This window comes from Pseudomonas sp. R84, from assembly GCF_009834515.1.
In the GTDB taxonomy this organism is placed as follows: domain Bacteria; phylum Pseudomonadota; class Gammaproteobacteria; order Pseudomonadales; family Pseudomonadaceae; genus Aquipseudomonas.
The window spans coordinates 3,596,353-3,622,263 of sequence record NZ_CP019426.1; the positions used below are offsets into that span (position 1 = coordinate 3,596,353).

The window sequence follows — 25,911 nt, forward strand, 5'->3', positions numbered from 1 at the left end:
GAACGTACAATCGATGCCGAAATCCAAGGACCCGAGCACTGCGCGTATGGTGCAGTTGATGGGCCAGCTTGCACCGCTGGAGGGTTACAACCTGAGTCCGCTGGATGATGTGCGTTTTCTGCGTTCCAACCGGCCGCTGAAGCGCACCCCGGTTCTATATGAGCCGGGCATCGTCATCCTCTGTCAGGGGCAGAAACGCGGCTATCTGGGTGATGAAATTTACATCTATGACGCCCAGCATTATCTGGTGGTGTCAGTGCCAGTGCCTTTTACAATGGAGACCGACGCTAGCGAGGCGGAGCCAATGCTGGCGGTGTACATACGTCTGGATTTCAATCTGGCCGGCGAGCTGATTCAGCAGGTAGATGAGGTATGGAACATCCGCGTGGCTCAGCCTATGGGTATGTACGCCTCGCCCATGGACGAACCGCTGCGCCAGTCGACCCTGCGTTTTCTGGAAGTCATGGGCGACTGCACCGACGCGCAAATCCTCGGACCAGCGATGTTGCGCGAACTCTACTACCGCATTCTCACTGGCGAACAAGGCGGTACCCTACGCGCGGCTATCGCCCAGCAGGGTCAGTTCGGCAAGGTGACGCGCGCCATTCACAAAATCCACCGCTGTTACCACGAGCATCTGGATGTAGAAATCCTCGCCCAGGAAGCGCAGATGAGCGTGCCTAACTTTCATCTGCATTTTCGCAAGGTGACCGATTCCTCGCCTATGCAGTACCTCAAGTCGACGCGGTTGCATCAAGCGCGATTACTGATGCTGCGTAACGACCTGACAGCGGCCAAGTCGGCATTTCTGGTGGGTTATGAAAGTGCTTCGCAATTTAGCCGCGATTTCAAGCGCCTCTTCGGACGCACGCCAATAGCGGAGGTGGCGCGGATGAAGCAGGCTTATACGTTGCCGGCACCGACAACCCCGTCGCCCTTCGTGTCATCACACTGAGTTTCAAACAATCCTGTCTTGCCCGTCGCCAGTAGGCGTGGGAACGTGCGGATGGCGTGCCTGCCGACACAACGGGCGAGTGAAGTGTCACATCTGCTGCCGCATAGATAAACACCCATCCAGGATTTGTATATTCAGGGGCCTATCAGAAAAGCTATCGCTCTACGGCGATGCATTTGATCTCCACGAGAAGGCCGGGGCGAGCCAGTTCACCGACACCTATGCATGTCCATGCACAAGTACTCCGAGGAAAGACTTTATCCTTCACGCGTCTAAAAATTGGCATGTGGCGGTGCATATCGACGTGATAAGTTGTCATTTCGACGACATCTTCAAATTCGCACCCGCCGGCTTCCAAGACGAGCCGGAGATTGTCCCAAGCTGCCAAAAACTGCTGCTCTGGGTCTTCGATAACTGATAATTCCGGCGTCCGGCCTACCTGACCAGCGCAGTAAAGAGTCTTTCCTACCTTTACAGCTGGTGCATAACCAGCATGCTCGCAGAGCAATCTCATGCCATCTGGAACAATGATCTGACGATCAGTCATGGTTGTGGAGCCCAAAATATAAACGGATACGAAAGCTAACTCACGTGCCAGAACGGCGTCCAATCGGGTCACTGGGACTCAGCCTCATAAAACCGCATTCGCCACTCTAGAAACCCCGGCCAGTAAGCGAACGACAGACCACTAATAAATAAAGACGCGCATTGGCGTAGCTGCTTTCTCGATAGAAATACTAGCCCCGCGGCGAAAGAGCTATCGAGATCCGCCCGTTTAACGCCCTTACTCTGAAATTGACTTGTCGAGAAGGTGGCTCTCGACTGAAGAGGACTTGCGACGGCGAAAAATCCGTACGCCAGGCGACCGTAGCGGTGCTCTAACAATCTCAATCGGTAACCAGGTGAGGGTTATCGGGGAAAGAGCCACTGCGGTAGCGAACGCATTCAATCCCTCTTTGCAGATCACATCAGAAGAGAATTCGCTTTCCTCGCCATTGAAAGTACACACGATTCGCTCATCAAAGGACTTTGAGTAGGGCCGTCTACCCTCCTCATTTCCGCAGGTGTGTTTGATAATCTCACTGCTATCCAGAATGTTTCGATCAGGGAAGTTGAAGTCCGCAATATCCAAGCCACTGGCTCGCGTACCTGGCACTGATCGGCCCGGTCTGCTGAAAGAACCGTCGGCGTTCCTTCGCCATTGCAACAATTGAAGCAGCGCTCGCATCTCCGGCCGGCATGACAGGTTTGTGGTCGATTCCGATAACAGATGAGCGCGGGTTGTATCCGGCTCCTGCACAGGTGATCTGGACTGAGCCTGCAATTGGGATTGGAAATCTGCACTATGGGTCGTTGCCCGCTTCTTGTTTTCTGAAGTCGGTAACACTGATGAAGCTGGCGGTACCGCAGATATATAGGTCATGGGGACGCCTCATATCAGGTCTGGTGTCATGAGTCTCGCCAGCATTCCTGGCGTGGCTGTTCAGTTTTTGCGCCATCAGATCCCGCTGAACCAGTTGTATCCCTGGTCTTCCCAATACCCGCCCGGGTTGTCGTTGCTCACGAAAATCTCGACAACATGCTTGGGGTTTTTGAAGCCCAATTTGGTGGGTACTCGAACCCGCAGCGGATAGCCGTACTCGGGCGGCAACGCGACATCAGCGTAATCCAGCGCCAGCAGTGTCTGTGGGTGCAAGGCCGTCGGCATGTCCAGACTGGAGTAATAGCGATCAGCACATTTGAAACCGACGAATTTCGCTGTGGTATCGGCACCGATGTGTTCCAGAAAGGTTTTGAGCGGTACACCTCCCCATTGTCCTATGGCGCTCCAACCTTCAACACAGATCAAACGGGTGATATCGCTACGTTGCGGCAGTTTGCGCAAGCTTTCGAGTGTCCATGGAGCCTTGTCCCCGACCCGGCCGGAGACGGCGAGCGAGTAACTGGCGAGGTCCACTTCAGGGATATCGTCCTGGCCATAGAATGCGTTGAACGGAAATGGCGTAGTGATCTGCGCGCGGGTGAAGGTCGGCGCCAGTTTCTGTCCGCTGAACAGCCATGCCTGGACCCTATCGTTCCAGCGCGACATGGCCCAAAGGACCTTGTCAACCTGATCGCCGTCCTGCAGGTTGCAGCCGGTCAGCATCGACATCGCACCCACGGTCAAGCCGGCACGAAGGAAATGCCGGCGCTGGATATTCTCCAACTCAAGCTGTTGCGCAGGTTCAAGCCTGACGCGCTGAACAGTTCCTTTTCTGGATTCAGTCATGGCCATTTCTCCTGATATCAAGCGACCGCACCCCACCTGAAATCATTGGCAGCAGGGTTTTGGGTACCAGCATTACCAACCCAAGATGAATCACGACGAATGCAGCAATTACCGCCATCGCCGCAAAATGTACGTAGCGAGCGACGTCATAGCCGCCCAGTAGCGCGACCAGCTCTTGAAGTTGAATGGGTTTCCAGATCGCCACACCCGAAATGACGACGAGTGCGCCTGCTGCCAGTACCATCCAGTACATCAGGCGCTGCACAGCGTTATAGACACCCTTTTCATGCACGAGCCGGAAGCGCAAAGCGTCCGTAAAATCACGCTTCAATGCGACAAGCCCAATGGGCAGCAACTCACGTTTGAAATGGCGACTGACGACGCCATACAGCACATAGATTGCGCCGTTGATCAGCAGCAGCCACATGAATGCAAAGTGCCAGGCCAGCGCCCCACCCAACCACCCGCCCACGGTTACCGACACTGGAAACCTGAAGCCGAACAGTGGCGAGGCGTTGTAAATGGCCCAACCGCTCATGAACATGCAGACCATGCAGGCGGCGTTGAGCCAGTGGGTGAGGCGAACCGGCCAGGGATGAAGCTTTTTCTGTCTCACGTGTTTCCCCCTCGAAACCAGCCATGTAGCGGAGCGTTGCCAAGCGGCAGCGCCCCTGCCTTTTCAGGTGATTACATCGGTGGCTGGAAGCCATCCTTGCCAACTGCAATGCCGCGCGCGGTGGTTCCATCTGCGGCGGGGAACACGACAATTTTCGTACCTTTGACCAGTTCATCGGCTTTGCCTGGCTCGACGTAGGCAATTGGCACATCGTCCGGTACGACGATTTGTTTCTCGCCACCCTTGTAGTTGACGGTCAATGTGCGGCCGTCAGCTTTGGACAGTTTCCCCACTGTACCGTTGGTCATGGTGCCTGTGCTGCCATCCGCGTTCTGCCAGCCATAATGACCTTCGCCGCTGCCCTTCAGGCTGGCGTCAAAAACCGTCACCTCCAGCGCCTTCAATGTTCCGTTGGCCTGCGGGATGGCCGCCGAGCCAATGAAGCTGTCGGATTTGATCGATTCGATATTGGCCTTCGATACCCGGTTGATACCGGTCTTGTCAGTCAGTCCGATAGTCTGCTGGGCGCCGGAGCGGACAGTGAATGTCAGCGTATTGTTGCTGACGCTTTCCACCGTGCCACGCAGCGGTTTGATCACCGGCATGTCAGCCGCGGTAGCAATGACGGCAGCACTGAGCATCAACAAACCGAATGTGGTAGACAAGGCGTTTTTTAGTTGCATGGTGACGATTCCTCATGGGGTGATGTGCCGCCATCCTCGACCGCAGACCGGGACGTCACGATGACCGCCGAATGACATTTTTGTCATTCGTCAGCCCTGCCCATGAATGACAGAAATGTAACCGACTGCGCCCGCTCATCCCGTTACACTGCACAGCCGAGATACCGATGTCGCGGGCTGAATCCTGTCATGAAGAGACCCGAGCGCGCCTCACGATGCATATCCTGCTAATCGAAGATGACACCAAAACAGGTGAGTACCTCAAAAAGGGGCTCGGCGAGTCCGGTTACAACGTCGACTGGACCCAGCACGGCGCCGACGGCCTGCACATGGCCTTGCATACGACCTACGATCTGATCGTGCTGGACGTGATGTTGCCCGGGATTGACGGGTTTCAGATCATCGAGCTTTTGCGCGCCAGACAAGACGTCCCCGTGCTGTTCCTGACCGCGCGCGACCAGTTGCAGGACCGCATTCGCGGCCTGGAACTGGGCGCCGATGACTACTTGGTCAAACCTTTTTCGTTTACTGAACTGCTGTTACGCATCCGCACCATCTTGCGTCGTGGTGTCGTGCGCGAAGCCGACCATTTCCACCTCGCCGACCTCGAGCTGGATCTGGTCCGGCGCCGCGTTACACGCCAGCAGCAGGTGATCGTGCTGACCAACAAGGAGTTCGCCCTGCTGCATCTATTTCTGCGCCGGGCAGGCGATGTGCTGTCCAGGACACAGATCGCTTCGGAAGTCTGGGACATGAATTTTGACAGCGATACCAACGTGGTGGACGTAGCGGTCAAGCGCCTGCGCAGCAAGGTCGATCAGCCCTACCCTATCAAGCTGATCCATACCATTCGCGGTATCGGCTATGTCTGCGAGGTGAGGCCATGCGGTCCCGACGCCAACCCTCTCTGACCCTGCGATCGACCGTGGCGTTTTCCATGGTAGCGATGCTGGCCGTGGCCGGTGCAGGCGTTTATCTGTATCAGACGATGAAAGCCTCGGTATTGGTGTACAGCGATCATGCGGTCATGGGCCGCCTGGAACATTTTCGCAAGCTGCTGCACTACGAGCTCGCCATCGAAAAGCTGCGCGACAGCCCGCAGATTTTCAAGAACATGCTCGACAGCGAAGACGACATCTTCATCATTGAAGAGCCCGGACAGCAACCGGTAATCCAGGTAAATCCACTGAACGTCACGTTGCCTGAACTGCCCGTGATCGGCCAGGATACAAAGCTGAGCGTCAGTGACCTGCGTAGCGGCGTGACCGACTCGGGAACAATGCTGCGCGCCGCCTCCGTCGTCACGACGTCGGGGGGACGTGAAGTGCGCCTGACCGCCGCGCACCTCATGGGCAAGGAAATGGCTATGCTCGCGGCGTATCGCGAACGTATCTACCTGGCCGTTGCCCTTGCGTTTCTGGCCACCGCGTTGCTGGGTTACCTGGTACTGCGTCGAGGGCTGCGTCCGTTACGCAAGATGGCCGCGCATGCGGCAGCGATAACACCCGAGCGTCTGCACAGCCGTATGGACAGCTCCGATACGCCGGTTGAACTGCAACAGCTGAGTGACGCCTATAACGCGATGCTCGATCGTCTTGCCCGGGGTTATCAACGATTGACGCAATTTTCCGCTGACCTTGCCCATGAAATCCGCACGCCGGTGGGGTCGCTGATGGGGCATTGCCAGGTCGCCCTTCGCCAGCGCCGCAGCGAGGATGACTATCAGGCACTGATCGCTTCGAACCTTGAAGAGCTCGAACGGATCTCGCGCATCGTCGAAAGCATTCTGTTCCTTGCGCGCGCCGATGAAGCGCACGCACTGGTGGAGCGCCAGCAACTATCGCTGCATGACGAATCGCAGCGCATTGCCGACTATTTTGAAGGCTTGGCTGAAGAGCGGCGAATGACCGTACAGATAACAGGCGATGGAAACGTGCTCGCTGACCCTTTGCTGCTGCGCAGAGCCTTGAGCAACCTGGTGGCAAACGCCGTTCGCTATGCCTACGAGGGCACCGAGATTCAGATCCGGGTGATGGAAACCCCCGGCGGAGCCCGCATTGAAGTGAAGAACCAAGGGCCTGTGCTGAGTGATGAAACCGTGGGCAAACTCTTCGACCGCTTTTACCGCGGCGATGCGTCTCGCCACCAGAACTCTGACTCCTACGGCCTTGGCCTCGCCATCGTCGTGGCAATCATGCAACTGCATGAAGGTCACGTGCGTGTCGAACAGCCAAAGCCCGGGGTTATCTGTTTTTCGCTGTCATTCCCTGGAGCTTGAACGACGTCGGCGGACAGTGCTTGTCGTTCGCTGCCCCCAACTGAAACTCATGCGCGCAGGTCAACTGTCTGAGGGCTTGCCCAGGCTCTGGTGCTCGACCGGCGCATACTTTTCTTCGCCAGCAACGGGTACCCAGTCCTTCAAAGGTGTAAGAAAGTGCAGTTCAAAACGACGTGACAAGAACGCCCATCTTCCGTCCCGACGTTCAAACCTGTCGTGGTACAGCCCGCTGACTTGCACCGGGCCTTTTTCAATGTCGTGAAACAGGCAATCCGCAGCCACCGTACCCACCGCGCTGTCACCCTTAATATCGATCAGCGGGTTGGCCATCCAGTGATGCATATGTGGCATCTGGCGCCAGCTGTTTTGCGCCATCGCGAGGATTTCGTCACGGTTTCCGGCTTGGCCAAAACCCGGTAGATCCAGTGTTGATTCTTCGTGCCAGATACCGCTCAGGAGCGAGGCGTCGATGCGGTCGAAGGCATTGGCGTAGGCGTTTATCAGCGACTCGATGGCGGCGCGACTTTCCAGGGCGTCCAGTCGGGCGGTCAGTTGTTCCATGTTCATGATGGGGTTTCCTGCTGAGGCTTCGCATAAGCGACGAAGGCAGCCCTCCGCGAGGGCTGCGCTACGGTTGAGCACGTGTTCAGATCTGCGACAGGCCGCCGTCGACCATCAGCTCCACACCGTTGACATATTTCGCATCGGCAGATGCAAGGAACAGCGCCGACGAGGCGATTTCTTCAGGTTGGGCCATATACCCCAGCGGAGTGATCTGCTCGACGTGTTGGCGCAGCGCGGCAATGTCGCTCTCGCTCATCTTCAAGCCGTTATCCATCAGAGGCGTGCGGGTGAAGCCAGGGCTCAGGACATTCGCTCGAATCTTGCGACCTTTGAGTTCGTTGGCCCAAGTCCTGGCGAAGGACCGTACTGCGGCCTTGGATGCGTTGTAGAGGCTCAGTCCTTCCATCCCATTGCTGGAACAGATAGAGGCCGTCAACACGATCGACGCACCGTTTTTCAACAATGGCATCAACGTTTGAACGGTAAAAAAAACCCCCTTCACGTTAATGTCGAACATGTTGAAATAAGCCGCCTCGGTGGTCTCGCCCAGCGGGTTCTTTTCGCAAATACCCGCGTTGGCAAACACTGAGTCCAGCTGATCGTCGCGCGCCTCAATTGTAGCTTTGAGTTTATCGAGATCAGCCTGGCTGGCGACATCGGAAATGACCGCTACGACTCTGTCGCCTAGCTTCGCCACCGCCGCCTCCAGCGTGGCTGCAGAACGACCCGTGATGTAAACACGCTTGGCTCCCTCGGCAATCAAACCTTGCGCAATTGCAAACCCGATCCCTGTGGATGCCCCGGTGACGACTGCAACCTGATTAGCGAATTTGCCTGACATATCTGACTCCTCAGTCTCGATTGTGTGGCTCGACTGGAACCACAGTGCGGCCATTTTGAGAGGAGTCAGGGGCTGAGCGGCACTGCCATAAATGAACATTGGCCGTTCATTTATGTGAGGCGTAAGGGAAGGTTTGATCGTTTAGATTGGAGTCAGCTGATTCAGAGCATGACCTGCAATCGAGAATATTCTGGAACCGAAGGGTTCCAGGAAGGAGACCTTATGCCTAAGACAAAAGTCGCCCCCCCGGAACCGCGGCGTTGGTTGATGTTCACCATCTTGTTGGTCGGTGCATTTTTACCGCCGCTGGATTTTTTCATCGTCAACGTAGCGCTGCCTTCAATTCAGCAATCGCTAGGCACGGCCTCCTCCGCCGAACAGTTGATCATCTCCTCGTATGCGGCGCTTTATGCCGTGACACTGATTACCGGTGGACGGCTGGGTGACATCTATGGCCGCATGAGAATGTTCTTCGTTGGTCTGGTTGGCTTTGCCGTTGCCTCACTGATCTGCGGTGTAGCCGAGTCACCCTGGGTGTTGATCGCCGGACGTTCGCTGCAAGGCGTGACGGCAGCCATCATGGCACCTCAGGCACTCGCATCAGTGCAGGCGATATTCCCCGACTCCGAAAAGCCCTTGGCACTGAGCCTGTATGGCGCGGTCTTTGGTCTGGCTTCGGTAGTCGGCCAGGCACTTGGCGGAATATTGATATCGCTCAACCTGATGAACCTGGGCTGGCGGGCGATATTTCTGGTGAATTTACCGATTGCGTTACTGGTCATCCTTGTCGCCATTCCAGTGGTCAAGGAAACCCACGCACCACAGACAAGCAAGCTGGATCTGGGCGGAACGCTATTGTCGATGGTGACGCTTGCGGCTCTGATCATTCCTCTGATCGAGGGGCGTGAATCGGGTTGGCCTTTGTGGGCCTGGCTGTCGCTTGCAGCGGTGCCGCTGCTGGCCTGGCTGTTCTGGCGCTACGAAGCCCGCCTGCATCAAGCGCAAGGTGCTCCGTTGCTGAATCCTGCCGCACTGCGCGCGCCCGGTCTTGCCCGGGCACTGCTCGTCGCCCTCACCTTTTACGCGATCGGCGTGTTTTTCCTGCTGCTTTCCATTTATCTACAGGGAGCGCTGCACACGAGCCCACTCAATGCAGGCCTCGTCTTCCTTCCTTTCGGCGCGGGATTTTTGCTGGGACCGCTTTCCACCCCTCAGTTCAGGCGTTTTCTGGGGGCATACGTCAATCCCGTCGGAATGGGGCTTGAAGTGTTGGGATTTGTGCTCTTGGCCTGGCTCGTGGCGCACACGCCTATGTCCGCCAGCCCCGCTGCGCTGCCCCTTGCCGTCATTCTGTTTCTGATCGGTTTCGGACAAGGATTAGCCCTTCCGACATTGATGCGCATGATCACAGGACGTGTGGCACCCGCATACTCCGGCATGATTGCAGGCATTACCAGCTCCACCCTGCAAATCAGCACGTCACTGAGCGTGGCAATAATAGGCGGCATTTTCTACACCCTTCTAGGCACGGATACGGACGCGGCTGCCATCACCCACGCTTTCACCGTCTCCATACTCTGCATCGCAGCATGCCTGGCGGTAGGCGCGGGGTTGAGCCTTACCCTGACGCGCCAACCTGCTACTGATCCGCAAACGGCGGCCATGCACCCAGCAGAGTGAGTCAACCGCATGCCTGATTGCCGATCATGATGGAAGCAAGATCGGCAAGAGCACGAAGGCTGTCCATCTGGCGCATGTCCTGGTGGTAGCCCATCCATATGTCGCGACCCGGTGGCGGCTCGTGCGGATCAATCAACCGCAGCGCCGTTAATTGGTCACCCAAGGCGCGGGGCAATACGGCAACGCCCTGCCCCTGCGTGCACATTTGCGCCTGGACTGTGCGGCTGCTACTGGTGAACAAGGTACGCGCCAGAGGGTAACGCTGCTGCAGCCACTGCACATCGGGATAATGAGACTGGGCAACACTCATGGTAATCAAACCAACCCCCTCGCCCTGTGGCTCGGGATCAGCAGATCCGACGGCCGTGTATAACCCATAGCTCAGGGAGATCAGCTTGCGGTGAACAATATCGGGTTCGGTGAAAGGGACGATTCGAAACGCGATATCGGCGTCGCGACGAGCCAGGTCAAACAATCGATGCCCGGCGATAACCTCAGGCACAATCAGAGGGTAACGTCGCCCCAGTTCACTGAGGACGGGGGCCAGCACATAACAGGCAAACCAGTCAGCGCAAGAAATGCGCAACACACCTTCTGGCTGGGCGCTGCCGCCCGCCAGGCGCCTTTCGATGGCCAACGCACTCTGCTCCATTTCCTGCGCTAGGCTGAGCAGCTTCTCTCCGCTGTCGGTCAGTACCAAACCTTGGGTGGTACGCAGGAAAATGGGCTGGCCACTGGACTGCTCAAGCACCTGCAAGCGCCGCCCCACGGTCGGATGGCTAACACCCAACAGCTTGGCAGCAGCGCCCAATGACCCACTGCGGGCAATCGCGAGAAAGATCCGCACATCACTCCAGTCCATACTCTACCCCGTACAAAAATGAACAGTGAGAGTGCAGTAATGGCAGTGCCGTAGCAATCCCAGGCTCGACATACTTCTCTGCATACACCTTCGTCGAAACACCAACCGAGGGACTGCAAATGAAGATTGGCTTTATCGGTGTGGGAAGCATGACCAGAGCGATCATTCCGTTGCTCATCCGGGCCGGCCATCACGTATCGGCATGGAACCGTAGTCACGCTGCGATTATGGATCTCGAAGGAGTAAGCGTTCTCGAATCCCCGTCCTCGGCCTTTCAGCAAGAGGTCGTCATCAGCCTGCTGGCCGATGATGCCGCCGTCAGGGAAGTGCTGCTGTCCAGCGCTGCTCTGGAAAATGCAGACAAGGCCTGCGTGCATGTCGTGATGTCGACTTTGTCGCCTTCACTCATGGTCGAGTTGCAGGGCATGCATGATGCAATCGGCATGGCATTGGTCGCGGCACCGGTTTTCGGCGTGCCCGCCGTGGCCGCGAGCGGCGAGTTGAACATCCTGGCGGCCGGATCGCAGCTAGCTGTCTCGACGGTTCAACCGCTGTTTGACCTGCTCGGGAAAAAAACCTGGTATCTGGGCGATCAGCCTGAACACGCGTGTATCGCGAAAATCGCCGGCAACATGATGATCACTCAAGCCATCCAGTCGCTGGGCGAAGCAAGCGGACTCGTTCAACGCCACGGACTGACACCTTCGATTTTCGTCAACCTCATGACCCAGACCCTGTTCGCCTGCCCCAGTTATCAACGGTATGGGCAGAACATCGCCAACAACAGCTTTGAACCGGGTTTCAAACTGTCTCTTGGCCTCAAGGATATAAATCTGGCTATTGATGCGGGCCGTCTCAAGGACCTGGAACTGCCTGCTGCGGATGCAGTGCGATCGAAAATGACGTCGGCAGTTGCCCGGGGAGACGGGCACAAGGACTGGTCGGTCTTCGCTACGCAGACACTTACCCAATCAGCCGATCATGCCCAGCAACCCTGGCGAAGCGCACCGATAAAACGTACGCGGCGTGGCAACTTCTGGGTGACCGGCGCCCGTGTTACCCAGAACGGTAAAAATTTCCAGAAGGGTCCGATGTACGTAGCCTGGGAATCCCCTGAGCACATCACTCAAGCCTATCCCGTGGTGCTGGTGCACGGCGGCACGCTGCAGGGCACCGAATGGCTGGATACACCCGATGGTCGCCCGGGATGGGCGCAGCGGTTCCTCGAAGCGGGCTTCGTAGTCTTTCGCGTCGACAGACCCGGCCACGGGCGATCGCCGTATCACCCCGACATCATGGGACCGATGGGGCCAGCGTTCTCCTATGAACGCGCCCGCGAAGTTTACTTTCCAGAGGGAGGTGGAGAAACGCAGTGGCCGTTTGAGTCGGATGACGAAGCAGCGTTTGACGCCTTCATTGCAGCTTACGGCCCCATGCCGGCTGACCTTGCGGCCTCGCAGACCCTGGACGCGGACCGACTGGCCGAACTGCTCGACAGAATCGGTAAGGCCATCATCGTTACGCATTCCGCTTCCGGGCCCAGTGGCTGGTTGGTCGCCGATCGTCGACCCGACCTGATCGCAGGGATTGTGGCAGTGGAGCCTATGGGGCCGGTATTTGGCCATACGCCGGGTATAGGCAGCCTCGAATGGGGACTGACCGCCGCCCCTTTGACCTTTGATCCGCCTCGCGAGACGGCGGAGCAAGTCCGCACAGCAGAACCATCAACCCTGAAAATTCCCGGATTGCAGGGCGTTCCGGTAGCGCTGATGACAGGTGAGACATCAGCGTTTGCTTCTTACGCATCCAGCATTGTCCCTTTCCTGCGAAATGCCGGTGCCAACATTCACCACCTTGATCTACCGGCACTGGGTATTCACGGCAACGGCCACGGATTGATCTATGAACGCAATTCAGACTCGGCTTTCAAGGTAGTCATGCAGTGGCTGGAGGAATCGTTGAACATGCCCGATCCCGCGTAAAGCGCCTGCTCAGGTTCTCCGTCCAATCATGGAAGGACCAAGGAAGGGTACAGACAAGCCCCTTAGAACAACTGCCACGAGGTTATCCATGGACAATTCCGACATCACGCGTCAACTCTCGGCATTCAGACAAACCATCGACAATATCGACGCCGCGCTCATCCACATGCTTGCTGAACGGTTCCGCTGTACTGATGAGGTCGGCTTGCTTAAAGCCCGACATCAATTGCCAGCGGTGGACAAGAAGAGAGAGCAGCATCAATACGAACGTCTGACAGCCCTCGCCCAGGAGGCCAACCTCGATACGGCCTTCGTCCAGAAGCTGATGCAGTTTGTCATCGGTGAAGTGGTCGACCGCCACAGACAATTTGCGGCCAGGCATAACCCAGGACTCTGCGAGGGCGCTGTCCTCAAACCTGAAAACACCGCCGTCTAACCCGCCGCCTCCCCTCACTAGACGCCCGGGAATTGCTGATAGATCGCAGACAACTCGATAGAGAAGCGACTGAATAAGCCCCTTTCTCCGACCGATTCCTGAAAGGCAATTAGACTATCAAGACGAGCAGAACCGCATGAAATGGCCAATGATCGATCAGATTCGCAGTTTCACTGTTTTACCCTCTGGCTACACATGGGATTACCTGAAACGCGAGGAGATCGATGTAGCGATAATTTTTTTCCAGACGTGGTTTCCCTCCATTACGGTGGGGTTAGGGAGCCCTTTTCTGAACCAGCAATTTTATGAAGACAACGTGGTGCTCGAAGACGATCTGGAGCGGGCGATGTTCGCTATAGTGGTCCGCCGAAATCATGAAATCGTCGCGATAGCAACGTGGGAAAAAATTGACGGCGCTGATGTCATCTTCGGGCGAGTGGGCGCGGTAGCCAAACATCATAGACAAACCAAACTGGCCGTAGCTGCCCAAGACCTCGGAGAAAAAATGGGAAGGTTCATGGGAGCGGGCTTGATCTATGGTATGGCGACAACCAGCGCTCCGTATATGCAACAAGCACTGGAGCATGCGGGTTACAAAGCCGTAGGAATAATGCCTGGCTTCGACCAAGAGGAAACAGAGCCAGGAATCGTTCGCAGGGTTTACGAAGTCATCTACGCAAAACGACTCGCCCCCAACTCAAATTTTCTGATTCCTTCAGTACACAACCTCACACCGACCGTCGCTCGGCTTTATGCAGAAATATTTCACGAAACAATCAGGGCTGAATGAGAGGCAAGCATAAAACCAGTGTGTTTCGGATCAAATAAAGATCCTCGCTCACGCTGATTGCGTTGCTCGGGAGCGCCGCTTTAGCTTGCGTGCACCGAATACCAGGTACTGCCATACTGGAGTCAGTCGCAGGTCACCATTCAAGATCACTCGCACACTCAATGCGATTGGGGGCAAAAGGGGGGGCAAATAACAGCATTATCGACCTGAAAACGCCTTCCTAGAGCCTAGTCAAAATGTTTTTTGGGGATCCGGATAGTCTCTAGGGGTATTCTCCGCTATTCGATAGACCGGCCTGAGGCTTTCAGTGGAACAGTGGAAGCAATAAAACTGCGTATGTCGGCCGAATGAAAACGGTGAGTGCTCACCGTTTTCATTTGGGTCGGGATACTAATATTTGAAACGACCCACCAGGCCTTTGAGCTGACCGGAAATGTCTATCAATCGACCCGAGCCAGCCTGTGACGACTGAGCAAAGCCTTCGACCAGTTGGGCATCGGCATGGATCTGCGCGATGTGGCGATTGATCTCTTCGGCCACTTGGTGCTGCTCCTCAGCGGCTGTGGCGATCTGGGTATTCTGGTCGCGGATCGAGTCCACCGAGCCACGGATCTTGTCGAAGCTGTCACGCGCCTGCTGAATGCGTTCCACGCTGGCGTGGGACACTTGCAGGCTGCCTTGCATCTGCTGCGTTACCTCCTGAGTGCGGCGGGCGAGATTGCCCAGCAAGCTGTCGATCTCGCCGGTGGAGTCGGCTGTCCTGCGAGCCAGGGCGCGGACTTCGTCGGCGACTACGGCGAAACCTCGGCCTTGGTCACCGGCGCGCGCCGCTTCAATCGCCGCGTTGAGCGCCAGCAAGTTGGTCTGCTCGGCAATCGAGCGGATGGTGTCGAGAATGGTGTTGATGTTCTGGCTGTCCTGCTCCAGCAACTGCATGGTCTGGGTCGACTTCTGCAGGTCTTCGCTGAGCTTGAGCACGCTGCCGGTGGCTTCGCCGATGTGCTGCTGGCCGTCATGTACGTCGCGGTAGCCTTCGTCGGCACTCGTCGCGGCAGCACTGCACGAACGTGCAACTTCGTTGGCAGTAGCGACCATTTCGTTGAATGCGGTGCTCACCAACTCCACGGCCTCACGCTGGCGACCTGCAGCCTGGTTCATATTGTTGGCCACGTCGCTAGTCTCGGCGGCGGCGGTCTGCAGGTCAGATGAGGCGTTGCCGATGCGCTGCACCAATTGTGCGATCATGCCCAGGAACTGGTTGAACCAGCCCGCCAGGCTGGCGGTTTCGTCCTTGCCCTGCACCTGGAGTTGGCGCGTCAGGTCGCCTTCTCCTTCGGCGATTTCTTGCAGGCCGTCGGCCACGCCGCGAATCGGACGCACGATGACGCTGGCAAAGCTGGCGCCTACTATCGCGAACACCAACGCCAATGCCGCGGCAATGGCGGCGATCAACCAGGTCAGGCGGGTGACGTCGGCCATCACTTCATCACGTTTGATCAGGCCGATAAAGCGCCAGCCCAGGCCTTTGGAGCTGACCACGTTGGCCATGTACGCCACGCCATCAATCTCGATTTGGGTCACGCCGTCGCCTCCCTTGGCTAGTTCGGCGTAGTTGGGCCCCAGGTCGGCCAGAGGTTTGAAGTTGTGCTTCGCGTCGCTGGGGTCTACCAGCACGTTACCGTTGTCTTCCACCAGCATCAGGTAGCCGCTATCGCCCAGCTTGATGTTGCGCACCAGCTCGGTGAGTTGCTTGAGCGACACGTCCAGACCAACCACTCCCAGGATATTCCCGGCGGCGTCGGCGACAGTACGCACAGTGCCGATCAGCGTCACATCGTCCGGCGCCCAATAGTAGGCCCCCGTGCGCACAGTGGCGCCTGGCGTGGCGATGGCCGCTTTATACCAGGGACGGACGCGCGGATCGTAGTTGTTCAGCTTGGTGTCGTCCGGCCAACTGGCGTAGCCGCCGTCACTCAGACCCAGGGACAGGTAAGCAGTACTCGGATGACTTTTGGCGAACTGGTCAAATATCGCCAGCAGCTCTTTGTTGGCCTGAGTAAGTGGAATTTGCGCGGCTTCGGCACCCGCGTAGCTCTTGAGGTCTTTGGCCGCGACAACGCGCGGGTCCTTGGCTACATAGTCGACGTTTTGGCTTATGCCGTCGAAAAACTGCTTCATCCCATTGTCGATCTGGCGGATCTCACGACCGCTGCTGTCGAGAAAATTGGCCAGGGCCCCCTCTCGCAAATTCAGCACTACCAAAACGGCGACCAAGATGACCGGGACGCACGCGATAGCTGCGAACGCCCAGGTCAGCTTCTGCTTGATATTCATGACTTCACCTGCGGATATTTATAGTTTTGGCAAGGGGAAACGCTAGAAGTGAACGTCGCATGTGTTGTTATGAGGAGATAGAGCCCATGCGTACTCTGAGTTATCGACCGCGACGCAGCGCACTTTAGAACGGCGAACATCGGCAAACTCAGGGCAATCTATCTGCGATTAAAGAAAGGCTTCCCTGCCATTGAAAACCTTCCATAACGTCGCATCGATTTTCCTGGCCGCTGCTTCACTGACCCAACCCTGCCAGATTTCGGGATCCGGCTTCTGCGCCAGTTAGACCCAATCCAATTGGCCCATTAGCGGCGTGGGAGTTCAGTAGCAGAACAGGATCGGTTCGCCCCGCTTGCAGCTCGATAGCACGGCTGCGTCCCTGGTTACGGACGGATTTAGGCGGTTTGGCAAACCGGATCAAAGGTGCAGCGCGGGCTTGGACTGGCGAACGCCATGAGCAGAAGTGACCCGGACACGCAGGGCAATCAGCAACGCGGCCAGCAGCATCAGCACGGCTGCCGCTACGAATACGCCTGCGCTGCCACTGAGGCTGAACATTGCACCGCCAGCGGCGGCGCCAGTGGCGATGGCTGACTGCACAGAGGCCACTACCATGCCTCCGGCGCTTTCCGCCTGATCAGGTACCGCGCTGGCGACCCAGTTCGACCACGCCACCGGCACACCACCAAAGGCCATGCCCCAGACCGCCAGCAGTAGCGCCTGTCCCGGCACCGAGGCCGGCAACAGCACCAACGCCAGTGCTGCAACGCCGACCAGCGCGGGCATCAGCACCAGAGTGGCCAGCGGGTGGCGCTCCAGCAGCCGGCCGGCCAACAGCGTGCCGACGAAGTTCGCCACACCGAACCCCAGCAGCATCAGGGACAGCCCTTGCGCGCCGATGCCGGTAGTCCCTTCAAGGAATGGCCGAACATAGGTAAACATCGCGAAGTGCCCGCTGTGCACCAGCACACAACCGAACATCCCCATGGCGATGCCTGGGCGCTGCAACACCTCGAGCACAGTGCGCAGGCGTGCCGGCCGGCGCGGCGCAAGACGCGGGAGAGTGAACGCCTGGAAAGCCAGGGTCACCATGCCTACCGCCGCCGCGGCGAAGAACGCGCTGCGCCAGCCATACAGCCCACCCAGATAGCTGCCCAGCGGCACCGCAACGACCGTGCCGATGGCGATGCCGCTGAAAATGATCGACAGCGCCCGGGGCAACAAGGCACTCGGCACCAAGCGCATCGCTACCGCCGCCGCCATGCTCCAGAACCCGCCAAGGGCAATGCCCAGCAAGATACGCATCAACAACAGCACCGCGAAGCTGGAGGAAACGGCGACCAACAGATTGGAGGCGACCATCAACGTCGAAAAACCCAACAACACCCAGCGTCGGTCGATACCACGGGTCAGACCTGGCACCAACAAGCCGGCGAACAGCGCCACCACGGCAGTTACCGTTACCGCCTGGCCAGCCAGCGCTTCGGACACTCCCAGGTCAGTAGCCATCAGCGTCAACAAACTGGCCGGAAGGTACTCAGCGGTCAGTAATCCGAACACACCCATTGCCAACGAAAATACTGCCATCCACGCCGGGGTTGCAGGTTCTACGTCCGCGCCGACGCCGCAATGGCGGTCGGATACGGTGTTACATACACAGTCAGTCATTGCACGGATCTCCCAATCTTCATTAAGAGCCGAAGTCTAGGCGCCGAAATCGGGATGATCTATGATCCAAAGTCTCTACTTTTTGACCAAAACACCTGAACGATGCCTGCAGATCAGTTTGCTCTTTCCTCGGACCTCATCAACGAGCTGTTGCGCGGCATGCGCCTGCGTGGTGTTGAATACCGGCGTATCCAGGCGGGTCCTGCCTTTGGTTTGGGCTTCGCGGAAAAACCTGGGCATGCCTGGTTCCACTTCGTGGCCGTCGGCAATGCGGTACTGCGAATGGAGGACGGCAGCACCTACGCGCTGTCTGCCGGCAACGCCGTGTTCATATCCCATGGCGCAGCCCATCAACTGTTTTCTCATCAGGGCGCGCCTGTCCAGGACATCGATCGTCTAGACGGTGCGCCCTTGGGTGAAACCGTCAGCGCGGTGAATACCGGAACCGATGCCGGCGCCACTCCGAGCACTATTCTGTTCAGTGGTTGTATGGAGTTTGAGCTGGGCAGTATCCATGGCCTTGGCCGGCTGATGCCGGGCCTGATGCTGATTGATGCCGGCGGCCAGCGTTACCCCGGACTAGTGCCGATCCTGACTACCATGGAACGCGAGGTAAGCGCCGCTCGTGTCGGCTTCGCCGGTATCCTCGCGCGGTTGGCCGACGTGGTGGCGGCCATGGTCGTTCGCGGCTGGGTCGAGTGCGCCTGCGGCAATGCTTCTGGCCTGGTCGCCGCCTTGCGCGATCCCCGCTTGGCCGGTGCACTGCTTGCGCTCCATCAACAACCGGGCCGCGACTGGACTGTCGCGCAGTTGGCAGAGCACTGCAACACCTCACGCTCGGTCTTCGCGGACCGTTTCCAGGCGACGATTGGCATGGCCCCGCTACGCTATGTCACTGAACTGCGCATGCGGCTTGCAAGCCAGTGGCTGACTCTCGAAAGGCTACCGATTGAAGAGGTAGCGCAGCGTTTGGGCTATACCTCCCAGGCCGCTTTCAGTCGTGCATTCAAGCGCATAACGGGCAAAACGCCCGGATTGAGTCGTAAGGTGAGGCAAGCCGAACGCAGGTAGTGGATGATCCGTGCCACTGACTCATTTGCCCCCCGTTACATCGAGGAATGTACCGGTAACGAAGGATGCCTCCGCGCTCGCCAACCATAGAATCGCGCGAGCTACTTCCTCAGGCTGTCCGCCCCGCCCCATCGGGATCGAATCCTTGACACGATCGACCCGCCCCGGCTCACCGCCACTGGCATGCATTTCGGTATAGATATGTCCGGGGCGAATACAGTTGACGCGTATGCCTTCCCGAGCCACCTCTTTTGCAAAGCCAATGGTGAACGTCTCCAAGGCTCCCTTTGACGCCGCATAGTCGACATATTCATTGGGGCTACCAAGGCGCGCCGAGGCCGAAGACACATTGATCACCACGCCGCCCGGGCCGTTGTGGCGGTAAGACATACGCTTCACCGCCTGTTGGGCACAGAGAATTGGCCCAATGGCGTTGACCGCAAAGATGCGCTGCATCCGCTCGAAGCCGAGGTCCTCCAGGCGTGACTGCGGCGCCAGCATCCCGGCGTTATTGACCAGAACGTCGATGCGTCCGAACGTGCGGTCGATGGCCGCGAACAAATCGGCCACCTGCTGGGGGTCCGCACTGTCGGCCCGCATCGCCAACGCCCTGCGCCCCAACGCTTCCACATCCGCAGCCACGGCCAGCGCTGCGGACTCGTTGGCAACGTAGCTGATCGCCACGTCATAACCTCTTTCGGCAGCGAGCCGCGCGGTGGCTGCCCCCACTCCACGACTTCCGCCCGTAATCAGAATCAGCGGTGCCTGCGATACGTTGACCATGAAACTTAACTCCTGAGCCGTTGGCTGTATCAGCCGATGATGAGAGTGCCGCTGGCGATCACTACGCATGCCAGTATCCGGCGCGCGGTGAGCTTCTCGCCGAGAAACACATAGCCGATCAACGCCGCAAACAGCACGCTGGTTTCGCGCAATGCGGATACCGCGCCCAGGGGCGCTTCGTTCATGGCGTAGATGACCATTGCATAGGCGAGCAAAGAGACCAGCCCGCCGACCAGCGCGGTCACTGTTCCGGGCCGGACGGAGAACAAGCTGCGGGTATCGCGCAGGCCGATATAGACCATTGGCATCAGTACGCCCCACAGGGCACACATCCACACCGTGTAGGCTAGCGGCGAGCCGGAGATCCTGGCGCCGATGCCGTCAACCACGCTGTAGGCCGCGATAAAGCCGCCCGTTCCCAGCGCATAAGGCAGGCTGGGAACCGACAGACTGCGCCCTCTGAAAGCCAGCGACATAATCCCGCCTGACACCAGCGCAATACCGAGTAACACGTCAGGCGTGATGCTTTCTCCGGCAAACACGGCGGCCCCCAGAGTGATCAACACCGGCGATGATCCACGCGAAATCGGATAGATCTGCCCCAGGTCGCCGACCCGGTAACTGCGCACCAGAAACAGGTTGTAGCCGACATGCAGCAACCCTGAAAGCACCGCGTAGCCCCAGCTCTCAATCGCGGGGGGCACCATGAACGCTGCGGCGACGACACTGGTGATGGCGATGGCAATGCACATCACTGTCATCGACCACAGCCGATCGGCGCCGCTACGCAGCAGCGCATTCCAGCTGGCATGCAGGAGCGCGGCGAAAAGCACGAGGAAGATGATATGAATAGGCATGCGCCACTTTAGGCAATGCGGCAACGGGACTAAAGCGAAGCTTCCTCATCACAGCATGAACGTATACTCATGACTCACCCATCCGGTCGTTGGACTTCAGCGCCTCACTGACCAACCATTGGCGAAAGCTGGCGATATGCGGTTGCGCTTCGATGCCCTTGGGGCAGACGAAGTAGTACGCCAGCGGTGATGGGAATGGCACATCAAACAACCGCACCAAACGGCCATCGCTGATTTCGTTCTCGACATGCCCGCTGCGCACCAATGCAACGCCCTGGCCGAGCAAGGCGGCCTCGACCGTCATGTTGGTATCGCCAAATCTGACACTCTCCTTGAGCGGCAAATAGGCCAGCCCGACGGCTTGAAACCATACCTCCCATTTAGGCACCAATTCAGCACCATCGCGCGTGAGTAGCGGGAAATGCAACAGTTCTGCGGGGCTCTGCGGAGTTCCTACGCGCCGCAACAATTCCGGGCTGACCACAGGAAATACCTGTTCCCCAAACAGGAACTCAGAATGCAGACCGGGGTAATCGCCCTTGCCAAGTCTGATCGCAACATCCGCCTGGCCGTGAGAGAAGTGGATGATTTTATCCGTGGTGTCCAGCGAGACCAGCAGCTCGGGGTGCTGACGAGCGAGACGCGGCAAGCGCGGCAGCAACCATTTGAGCGCGAAGGAATAGGTGGTGCTGACGCCGAGTCGAACTCTGCCTTTTTGCTCGCGCAAGTCCCCCAAAGTCGCCTCCAGGCTGATGAAAAACTCGCGTACGATGGGCGCCAGCGCAGCCCCCGCTGCCGTGAGACGTAACGCCTTGCCACGTTCAAACAACTGCACTCCCCAAAGGGCCTCAAGATGCTTGAGCTGATGACTGACCGCGCTTTGAGTTACATGCAGCTCTTGTGCGGCCGACGTAAAGGTCAAGTGCCGGGTGGCAGCTTCAAATGCGCGCAAGGTCGCGGTAGGCGGCAGGTCTCTCATTAGGACAGCATCCAGTGAGTTATCAGAAAAGTGCTTACATGAACGCCAGCTCATGATAGAACCAAACTCACTCGAAACGTCACTTCGAATATCGAGGCAGATCCGACCATCAACAAGACCATTGATAAGCACCATGCTTCTGCTGACTGGATGTTTATAGAACCTGTGCAAGGGACGAAGTCCACCTGCGATCTGATTTTTGACTCAATCAACGGTATTTTCGGCCAATGAACAGCTTCCGCGCGGTCATATACCTGGGCGTTCTACTCTGCACCGGCTGCGTAAAAACGGCCAGCATTCCGCCCACCGACCTCACGCTATCATCGTTTGAGCTCGGCCCCGCCAATCTGTTCACGGCACACTTCAACTCCACTGTGGATTTGCAGAACGCTTTCAATGACTACGAAAACTCCAACCAGCTCAACCCTACCCTGATCTGCTCTCTCAATCGCGACATGGAGTTCTCATCCGAGCATTCAATCGCGGTAAAAGCCGAAGGGCGAGTGAACGCAAGCGGTCAAGCCAGGCCCAATTACAAGTTTTCCTCCGACCTGATCTTCTACTACACCAATCCGGATGGTACGCAACGCGACTTGAATGACTACGAAGCCATCAAACCGTTGCTGACGTCGCAAGCTTCAATCCCGTGCAAAGTTCGCATAACCGCCTATGGGTATGAGGCCTATTACACGAATACGTTATTCATCCCCTCCAGGATCATGATTGAACATATCTTCAGATAGCCGCGCTTTGCTGAACCTGGCGCAAGGATTTGGAGAAGCGCTGGTCGTCAGGTGAGCCCCCATAAAAAAGCCCGGAAACCTTCCCCGAGCTTTTTCATTTCTGCGCCTCTTTTGCATTTTTGTGCGACAGATCCCCTTTCAGGACTCCCGCAAGGCTCTGGCACGGTGTTAGTTTGTAAGTGTATATGTCTCAACCTTGAGACACGCCTAACTCACTGCCCTGCAAAGGAATGCCCTTCGTAATGAATGTCCCTTTCAAAAAACTGGCTGCCACCACCTTGATGCTGGCCGGTCTTGCCGTGTTCGCGGCGCCCGCACAAGCCAATATCACTCCGCAGCAGAGCGCTGAAATCCTCAAGACTTATAGCGCAGACAAAGCCACTGATTTCCGCCAATTCCTCGGTAATCTGGGGAAAAGCGATCTGGCGAAAACCGCCGACATCGACCCGGCCATTGGTGCTTACCTCGACAACAAGGCATTGAGCGCCGAGCAGCAGAACGAAATCTATCGTCTGCTGGGTCTCTACACGCGAGCGAAATACAGCGCCGCCGCTACCGAAACCCTGCGCGAACTGGTCGAGATCCCGACCTTTCGCAAGGATGGCGTCGAACAGCACGACAACCCGGAATTCACCAAGATCGCGGCGAAGATTCAGAGCCTTGCCGAGTCGTTCAATCTGAAATTCCGCAACATCGACAACCGCGTGTACGAGATCTCTCTCGACGGCAGCGGCGATGAAGTGGTTGGCATTCATGCGCATGCCGACGTGGTGCCGGTGACGCCGGAAAACTGGGTGCTCAAGGATGGCACCCGCCTCGACCCGTTCAAGATCACCTTGATCGGCGATCGCATGTATGGTCGCGGCACCGAGGATGACAAGAACGGCATCGTGGTTACGCTCTATGCCATGAAAGTCATCAAGGAAGAAAAGCTGCCGCTGGTGCGCAACTTCAAGCTGCTGGTCGACACCACCGAAGAAACCACGGGCGACGCGATCCCTTACTACTTCGAACGCAATCCGACACCGAACTACAACCTCGCGCTGGATGGTGGCTACCCGGTGGTGATTGCCGAGAAAGGCTACGGCACCGTCATGGCCAACTTTGCCAAGCGCAAAGGCGAAGGCGAAGGTGCCGAAATCGTCTCGATGACCGGTGGCCTGGCGACCAACCAGATTCCTTCGGCGTCGGTCGCCACCCTGATCACCGACAAACCTGCTGAACTGGCTGCCAGTCTGCAAAAGGCCGGTGATGAGTTTGCCAAGCGCAATGGCGGCGATTTCCAGGTCAGCGCCAAGGTCGACGGCAAAGACGTCAAACTGACCGTGACTGGCGTATCTGCGCACTCCTCCGAGCCAGAATCCGGGGTCAACCCGGTCGCGCGGATGCTGGTCTTTATCAATAGCCTTGATGGCAAAGTCGCGTTCAAGCACAACCACATCACCGATGCCGCGCGTTATGCCGCCGACAACTGGGGGCTGGATTACCTGGGCAACAAGCTGAATGTCGGTTTCTCCGATGCCTTCATGGGGCCGCTGACAACGTCGCTGACCTACGTCGGCATGGATGACAAAGCCTTCAAACTCGCGGTCAACCTGCGCGTGCCGAAGGGCAAGTCGCCGGAGAAGCTCAAGGCTGAAATCGCCGATAAACTGGCGGCGTGGGACAAGAAAAGCCACGTAGCCGTAACCTTCGATTATTCGATCGCCGAGCCGATGTACCGTAATCCTGAGGGTGAGTGGGTCAAGGCGCTGCTGGCGGTATCGACTGAAAACCTCGGCATGAAACACGAGTTCGGCACCTCCGCCGGCGCTACCTCGGTGCATGAACTGCCGAATGGCGTGCAATTCGGTCTGGCCATGCCAAACGTGAAATACACCGGTCACACTGACGGCGAATTCAAGACTGTGGAGCAATTCCAGCTGGATCTGCAGATCGTGACTGAAATGATCGGACGCATCGGCCAGTTGCCGAAACTCTGACCGCATTGTCGAACCCGCCGCCATGGCGGGTTCGGCATTTTTAATCCCCGCATAATCCCCGCCGCGCAGCCTCGCTCCTGACTTTTACACGTCGGGCAACACTGAATTGTCCTGAGAGAGATTGATAGCCACCTAACGAAAGGTGCATGCTAGAGGGCTCGTTCGGGTCTTATATCATTCCGAATGATAGTTACCTTTGCTTCATTCGATTCGTGCCATCACACCCCGCCGAGCATCATCCGCCCATCTTCAATACATTGGCGGATGCATCCATGGAACAGTCACTCAAACATTTGCGCTTCCCGTTGGCCATGTTGGCCGTACTGGTGATGAGCGCCTGCGGCAAGACTCCCGAGACTGCCGCCACCATGCCTGCTGCGAAAGTCAGCGTTGCCAAGGTGCTGGAACAACCGGTCAACGAGTGGGACGAATTCACCGGGCGCCTCGAGGCGCCGGAAACCGTTGAAATCCGTCCACGGGTCTCCGGCCAGATCGACGACGTCGCTTTCACTGAAGGCGCACTCGTCAAGAAAGGCGACCTGCTGTTCCAGATCGACCCGCGTCCGTTCCAGGCTGAGGTGCGCCGCCTCGAAGCCTTGGTCGCCCAGTCCCGCGCCAACGCCACCCGCAGTGAAAACGAAGCCGGTCGTGGCGAACGTCTGCGTGCCAGCAACGCCATTTCCGCCGAACTGGCCGACTCGCGCACCAGCGCCGCTCAAGAAGCCCGCGCTGCCGTCGGTGCCCTGCAAGCGCAACTGGACCTGGCCAAACTGAACCTCAGCTTCACCCGCGTCACCGCACCGATCAGCGGCCGCGTCAGCCGTGCCGAAATCACCGCCGGCAACCTGGTGACCGCCGACACTACGCCGCTGACCAGCGTAGTTTCCACCGACCGCGTTTATGCCTACTTCGACGCCGATGAGCGTGTATTCCTCAAATACACCCAACTCGCTCGTAACGGTCAGCGCGGTGCCACCACTCCGGTGTACATGGGCCTGTCCAACGAAGACGGCAACCCACACCTCGGCCAGATGAACTTCGTCGACAACCAGGTCAACCCGAAAACCGGCACCATCCGTGGTCGCGCGGTGTTCGACAACAGCGACGGCACCTACACCCCGGGCCTCTACGCACGCTTGAAGCTGGTTGGCAGCGGCACCTACAACGCCATGTTGATCAACGACGAAGCGGTCGGTACCGACCTCGGCAAGAAGTTCGTACTGGTCATGGATGCGGACAACAAAACCGCGTACCGCGCCGTCGAACTGGGTCCGAAAATCGAAGGCCTGCGCATCGTCCGTAATGGCCTGAACAAGGACGACACGATCATCGTCAAGGGTCTGCAACGGGTTCGTCCTGGCTCACCGGTCACGCCTGAAGTGGTGCCAATGGCCAGCGAACAGACCATCGCGGCACTCGCTCAACAACGTCAAGCGCTGGAAGCCAGCAACCTGCCCAAAGTCGCCCCTGCCAAAGGTGCGTCCGGTTCGGTTGTGAAGCTGGCTGCTACGACCCCACGCGGTTAAGGGACGACAACT

At 57.8% G+C, this 25,911-nt stretch carries 23 protein-coding genes and 1 pseudogene; 11 read left to right on the forward strand and 13 right to left on the reverse strand.

All coding sequences use genetic code 11. The features are described from left to right. Window positions 1-13 precede the first annotated feature (13 nt). On the forward strand, window positions 14-955 hold the full coding sequence (locus tag PspR84_RS15835; RefSeq protein ID WP_056859947.1) for an AraC family transcriptional regulator: 942 nt from the start codon (window positions 14-16) through the stop codon (window positions 953-955). 154 nt (window positions 956-1,109) lie between these two features. On the opposite strand, the gene PspR84_RS15840 is transcribed toward PspR84_RS15835, so the two are convergent. From PspR84_RS15840 to PspR84_RS15855, 4 genes are all read right to left on the reverse strand, one after another. Further along, window positions 1,110-1,502, reverse strand: coding sequence for a RidA family protein (locus PspR84_RS15840; protein WP_056860328.1), 393 nt, complete (start codon window positions 1,500-1,502; stop codon window positions 1,110-1,112). A gap of 951 nt (window positions 1,503-2,453) precedes the next feature. Further along, window positions 2,454-3,224 (reverse strand): molybdopterin-dependent oxidoreductase, encoded by a 771-nt coding sequence (locus tag PspR84_RS15845; protein WP_160058026.1) that lies wholly within the window; start codon window positions 3,222-3,224, stop codon window positions 2,454-2,456. Then, window positions 3,217-3,840 (reverse strand): cytochrome b/b6 domain-containing protein, encoded by a 624-nt coding sequence (locus PspR84_RS15850; protein WP_056859945.1) that lies wholly within the window; start codon window positions 3,838-3,840, stop codon window positions 3,217-3,219. The genes PspR84_RS15845 and PspR84_RS15850 overlap by 8 nt, the downstream gene beginning before the upstream one ends. Window positions 3,841-3,911: 71 nt before the next feature. Continuing rightward, window positions 3,912-4,523, reverse strand: a complete 612-nt coding sequence (locus PspR84_RS15855) for a hypothetical protein (RefSeq protein WP_056859944.1) — start codon at window positions 4,521-4,523, stop codon at window positions 3,912-3,914. Between the two features lie 215 nt (window positions 4,524-4,738). On the opposite strand from PspR84_RS15855, the gene PspR84_RS15860 reads away from it, so the two are divergent. Continuing rightward, entirely contained in the window at window positions 4,739-5,434 is a 696-nt protein-coding gene (locus PspR84_RS15860) for a heavy metal response regulator transcription factor (protein WP_056859943.1), read from the forward strand. After that, window positions 5,407-6,801, forward strand: coding sequence for a heavy metal sensor histidine kinase (locus tag PspR84_RS15865; RefSeq protein WP_056859942.1), 1,395 nt, complete (start codon window positions 5,407-5,409; stop codon window positions 6,799-6,801). The genes PspR84_RS15860 and PspR84_RS15865 overlap by 28 nt, the downstream gene beginning before the upstream one ends. 60 nt (window positions 6,802-6,861) lie before the next feature. Here PspR84_RS15865 and PspR84_RS15870 read toward each other — a convergent pair whose 3' ends face one another. Both PspR84_RS15870 and PspR84_RS15875 read right to left on the reverse strand, forming a co-directional pair. Beyond that, the gene (locus PspR84_RS15870; protein ID WP_056860327.1) at window positions 6,862-7,362 is read right to left on the reverse strand and encodes a nuclear transport factor 2 family protein; all 501 of its coding nucleotides are present in this window, start codon (window positions 7,360-7,362) and stop codon (window positions 6,862-6,864) included. Window positions 7,363-7,447: 85 nt separating this feature from the next. Further along, the gene (locus tag PspR84_RS15875; protein ID WP_238785114.1) at window positions 7,448-8,305 is read right to left on the reverse strand and encodes an SDR family oxidoreductase; all 858 of its coding nucleotides are present in this window, start codon (window positions 8,303-8,305) and stop codon (window positions 7,448-7,450) included. A 168-nt stretch (window positions 8,306-8,473) separates the two neighbouring features. Here PspR84_RS15875 and PspR84_RS15880 point away from each other — a divergent pair, with 168 nt between their 5' ends. Further along, a complete protein-coding gene (locus PspR84_RS15880) occupies window positions 8,474-9,886 on the forward strand; it encodes an MFS transporter (RefSeq protein WP_223271418.1) in 1,413 nt (470 codons plus the stop codon). A 1-nt stretch (window position 9,887) separates the two neighbouring features. Here the strand turns inward: PspR84_RS15880 and PspR84_RS15885 are convergent, their stop codons facing one another. Further along, window positions 9,888-10,748, reverse strand: coding sequence for a LysR family transcriptional regulator (locus PspR84_RS15885; protein ID WP_160058028.1), 861 nt, complete (start codon window positions 10,746-10,748; stop codon window positions 9,888-9,890). 119 nt (window positions 10,749-10,867) lie between these two features. Here PspR84_RS15885 and PspR84_RS29665 point away from each other — a divergent pair, with 119 nt between their 5' ends. The 3 genes from PspR84_RS29665 to PspR84_RS15905 all read left to right on the forward strand — a co-directional run bounded on the left by PspR84_RS29665 (window position 10,868) and on the right by PspR84_RS15905 (window position 13,956). After that, window positions 10,868-12,730 carry an NAD(P)-binding domain-containing protein gene (locus PspR84_RS29665; protein WP_223271419.1) on the forward strand — a complete coding sequence of 621 codons (1,863 nt, stop codon included), beginning with the start codon at window positions 10,868-10,870 and terminating at the stop codon, window positions 12,728-12,730. Window positions 12,731-12,818: 88 nt separating this feature from the next. Further along, window positions 12,819-13,166, forward strand: a complete 348-nt coding sequence (locus PspR84_RS15900) for a chorismate mutase (protein WP_058426038.1) — start codon at window positions 12,819-12,821, stop codon at window positions 13,164-13,166. A gap of 148 nt (window positions 13,167-13,314) precedes the next feature. Further along, the gene (locus PspR84_RS15905; protein ID WP_065873175.1) at window positions 13,315-13,956 is read left to right on the forward strand and encodes a hypothetical protein; all 642 of its coding nucleotides are present in this window, start codon (window positions 13,315-13,317) and stop codon (window positions 13,954-13,956) included. Window positions 13,957-14,346: 390 nt separating this feature from the next. On the opposite strand, the gene PspR84_RS15910 is transcribed toward PspR84_RS15905, so the two are convergent. The 3 genes and pseudogenes from PspR84_RS15910 to PspR84_RS15920 all read right to left on the reverse strand — a co-directional run bounded on the left by PspR84_RS15910 (window position 14,347) and on the right by PspR84_RS15920 (window position 17,958). Further along, the gene (locus PspR84_RS15910) at window positions 14,347-16,290 is read right to left on the reverse strand and encodes a methyl-accepting chemotaxis protein (RefSeq protein WP_160058030.1); all 1,944 of its coding nucleotides are present in this window, start codon (window positions 16,288-16,290) and stop codon (window positions 14,347-14,349) included. 168 nt (window positions 16,291-16,458) lie between these two features. Continuing rightward, window positions 16,459-16,683 (reverse strand): annotated as a pseudogene (locus PspR84_RS29670) (hypothetical protein); the annotation flags it as partial. Between the two features lie 24 nt (window positions 16,684-16,707). Continuing rightward, a complete protein-coding gene (locus PspR84_RS15920) occupies window positions 16,708-17,958 on the reverse strand; it encodes an MFS transporter (RefSeq protein ID WP_160058032.1) in 1,251 nt (416 codons plus the stop codon). A 102-nt stretch (window positions 17,959-18,060) separates the two neighbouring features. Between PspR84_RS15920 and PspR84_RS15925 the strand changes: the two genes are divergently transcribed. After that, on the forward strand, window positions 18,061-19,029 hold the full coding sequence (locus PspR84_RS15925; RefSeq protein ID WP_160058034.1) for an AraC family transcriptional regulator: 969 nt from the start codon (window positions 18,061-18,063) through the stop codon (window positions 19,027-19,029). A gap of 21 nt (window positions 19,030-19,050) precedes the next feature. Here the strand turns inward: PspR84_RS15925 and PspR84_RS15930 are convergent, their stop codons facing one another. From PspR84_RS15930 to gcvA, 3 genes are all read right to left on the reverse strand, one after another. Continuing rightward, the gene (locus tag PspR84_RS15930) at window positions 19,051-19,812 is read right to left on the reverse strand and encodes an SDR family oxidoreductase (RefSeq protein ID WP_160058036.1); all 762 of its coding nucleotides are present in this window, start codon (window positions 19,810-19,812) and stop codon (window positions 19,051-19,053) included. A 29-nt stretch (window positions 19,813-19,841) separates the two neighbouring features. Then, window positions 19,842-20,669, reverse strand: coding sequence for a DMT family transporter (locus PspR84_RS15935; protein WP_160058038.1), 828 nt, complete (start codon window positions 20,667-20,669; stop codon window positions 19,842-19,844). A 67-nt stretch (window positions 20,670-20,736) separates the two neighbouring features. Then, window positions 20,737-21,648, reverse strand: a complete 912-nt coding sequence (gene gcvA / locus PspR84_RS15940; protein ID WP_160060100.1) for a transcriptional regulator GcvA — start codon at window positions 21,646-21,648, stop codon at window positions 20,737-20,739. 227 nt (window positions 21,649-21,875) lie between these two features. Here gcvA and PspR84_RS15945 point away from each other — a divergent pair, with 227 nt between their 5' ends. The 3 genes from PspR84_RS15945 to mexE all read left to right on the forward strand — a co-directional run bounded on the left by PspR84_RS15945 (window position 21,876) and on the right by mexE (window position 25,899). Beyond that, window positions 21,876-22,391 (forward strand): hypothetical protein, encoded by a 516-nt coding sequence (locus PspR84_RS15945; protein WP_160058039.1) that lies wholly within the window; start codon window positions 21,876-21,878, stop codon window positions 22,389-22,391. A gap of 242 nt (window positions 22,392-22,633) precedes the next feature. Next, window positions 22,634-24,373: a dipeptidase gene (locus PspR84_RS15950; RefSeq protein ID WP_160058040.1), complete on the forward strand. Its 1,740-nt coding sequence runs from the start codon at window positions 22,634-22,636 to the stop codon at window positions 24,371-24,373. A gap of 272 nt (window positions 24,374-24,645) precedes the next feature. Further along, a complete protein-coding gene (gene mexE / locus PspR84_RS15955) occupies window positions 24,646-25,899 on the forward strand; it encodes a multidrug efflux RND transporter periplasmic adaptor subunit MexE (RefSeq protein WP_077573018.1) in 1,254 nt (417 codons plus the stop codon). Window positions 25,900-25,911 lie beyond the last annotated feature (12 nt).

Coding starts and splice junctions, on each gene's coding strand:
- PspR84_RS15835 (WP_056859947.1), top strand. CDS start 14: ATGCCGAAATCCAAGGACCCGAGCACTGCGCGTATGGTGCAGTTGATG.
- PspR84_RS15840 (WP_056860328.1), bottom strand. CDS start 1,502: ATGACTGATCGTCAGATCATTGTTCCAGATGGCATGAGATTGCTCTGC.
- PspR84_RS15845 (WP_160058026.1), bottom strand. CDS start 3,224: ATGACTGAATCCAGAAAAGGAACTGTTCAGCGCGTCAGGCTTGAACCT.
- PspR84_RS15855 (WP_056859944.1), bottom strand. CDS start 4,523: ATGCAACTAAAAAACGCCTTGTCTACCACATTCGGTTTGTTGATGCTC.
- PspR84_RS15860 (WP_056859943.1), top strand. CDS start 4,739: ATGCATATCCTGCTAATCGAAGATGACACCAAAACAGGTGAGTACCTC.
- PspR84_RS15865 (WP_056859942.1), top strand. CDS start 5,407: ATGCGGTCCCGACGCCAACCCTCTCTGACCCTGCGATCGACCGTGGCG.
- PspR84_RS15870 (WP_056860327.1), bottom strand. CDS start 7,362: ATGGAACAACTGACCGCCCGACTGGACGCCCTGGAAAGTCGCGCCGCC.
- PspR84_RS15875 (WP_238785114.1), bottom strand. CDS start 8,305: ATGTTCATTTATGGCAGTGCCGCTCAGCCCCTGACTCCTCTCAAAATG.
- PspR84_RS15880 (WP_223271418.1), top strand. CDS start 8,474: ATGTTCACCATCTTGTTGGTCGGTGCATTTTTACCGCCGCTGGATTTT.
- PspR84_RS15885 (WP_160058028.1), bottom strand. CDS start 10,748: ATGGACTGGAGTGATGTGCGGATCTTTCTCGCGATTGCCCGCAGTGGG.
- PspR84_RS29665 (WP_223271419.1), top strand. CDS start 10,868: ATGAAGATTGGCTTTATCGGTGTGGGAAGCATGACCAGAGCGATCATT.
- PspR84_RS15900 (WP_058426038.1), top strand. CDS start 12,819: ATGGACAATTCCGACATCACGCGTCAACTCTCGGCATTCAGACAAACC.
- PspR84_RS15905 (WP_065873175.1), top strand. CDS start 13,315: ATGATCGATCAGATTCGCAGTTTCACTGTTTTACCCTCTGGCTACACA.
- PspR84_RS15910 (WP_160058030.1), bottom strand. CDS start 16,290: ATGAATATCAAGCAGAAGCTGACCTGGGCGTTCGCAGCTATCGCGTGC.
- PspR84_RS15920 (WP_160058032.1), bottom strand. CDS start 17,958: ATGACTGACTGTGTATGTAACACCGTATCCGACCGCCATTGCGGCGTC.
- PspR84_RS15925 (WP_160058034.1), top strand. CDS start 18,061: ATGCCTGCAGATCAGTTTGCTCTTTCCTCGGACCTCATCAACGAGCTG.
- PspR84_RS15930 (WP_160058036.1), bottom strand. CDS start 19,812: ATGGTCAACGTATCGCAGGCACCGCTGATTCTGATTACGGGCGGAAGT.
- PspR84_RS15935 (WP_160058038.1), bottom strand. CDS start 20,669: ATGCCTATTCATATCATCTTCCTCGTGCTTTTCGCCGCGCTCCTGCAT.
- gcvA (WP_160060100.1), bottom strand. CDS start 21,648: ATGAGAGACCTGCCGCCTACCGCGACCTTGCGCGCATTTGAAGCTGCC.
- PspR84_RS15945 (WP_160058039.1), top strand. CDS start 21,876: ATGAACAGCTTCCGCGCGGTCATATACCTGGGCGTTCTACTCTGCACC.
- PspR84_RS15950 (WP_160058040.1), top strand. CDS start 22,634: ATGAATGTCCCTTTCAAAAAACTGGCTGCCACCACCTTGATGCTGGCC.
- mexE (WP_077573018.1), top strand. CDS start 24,646: ATGGAACAGTCACTCAAACATTTGCGCTTCCCGTTGGCCATGTTGGCC.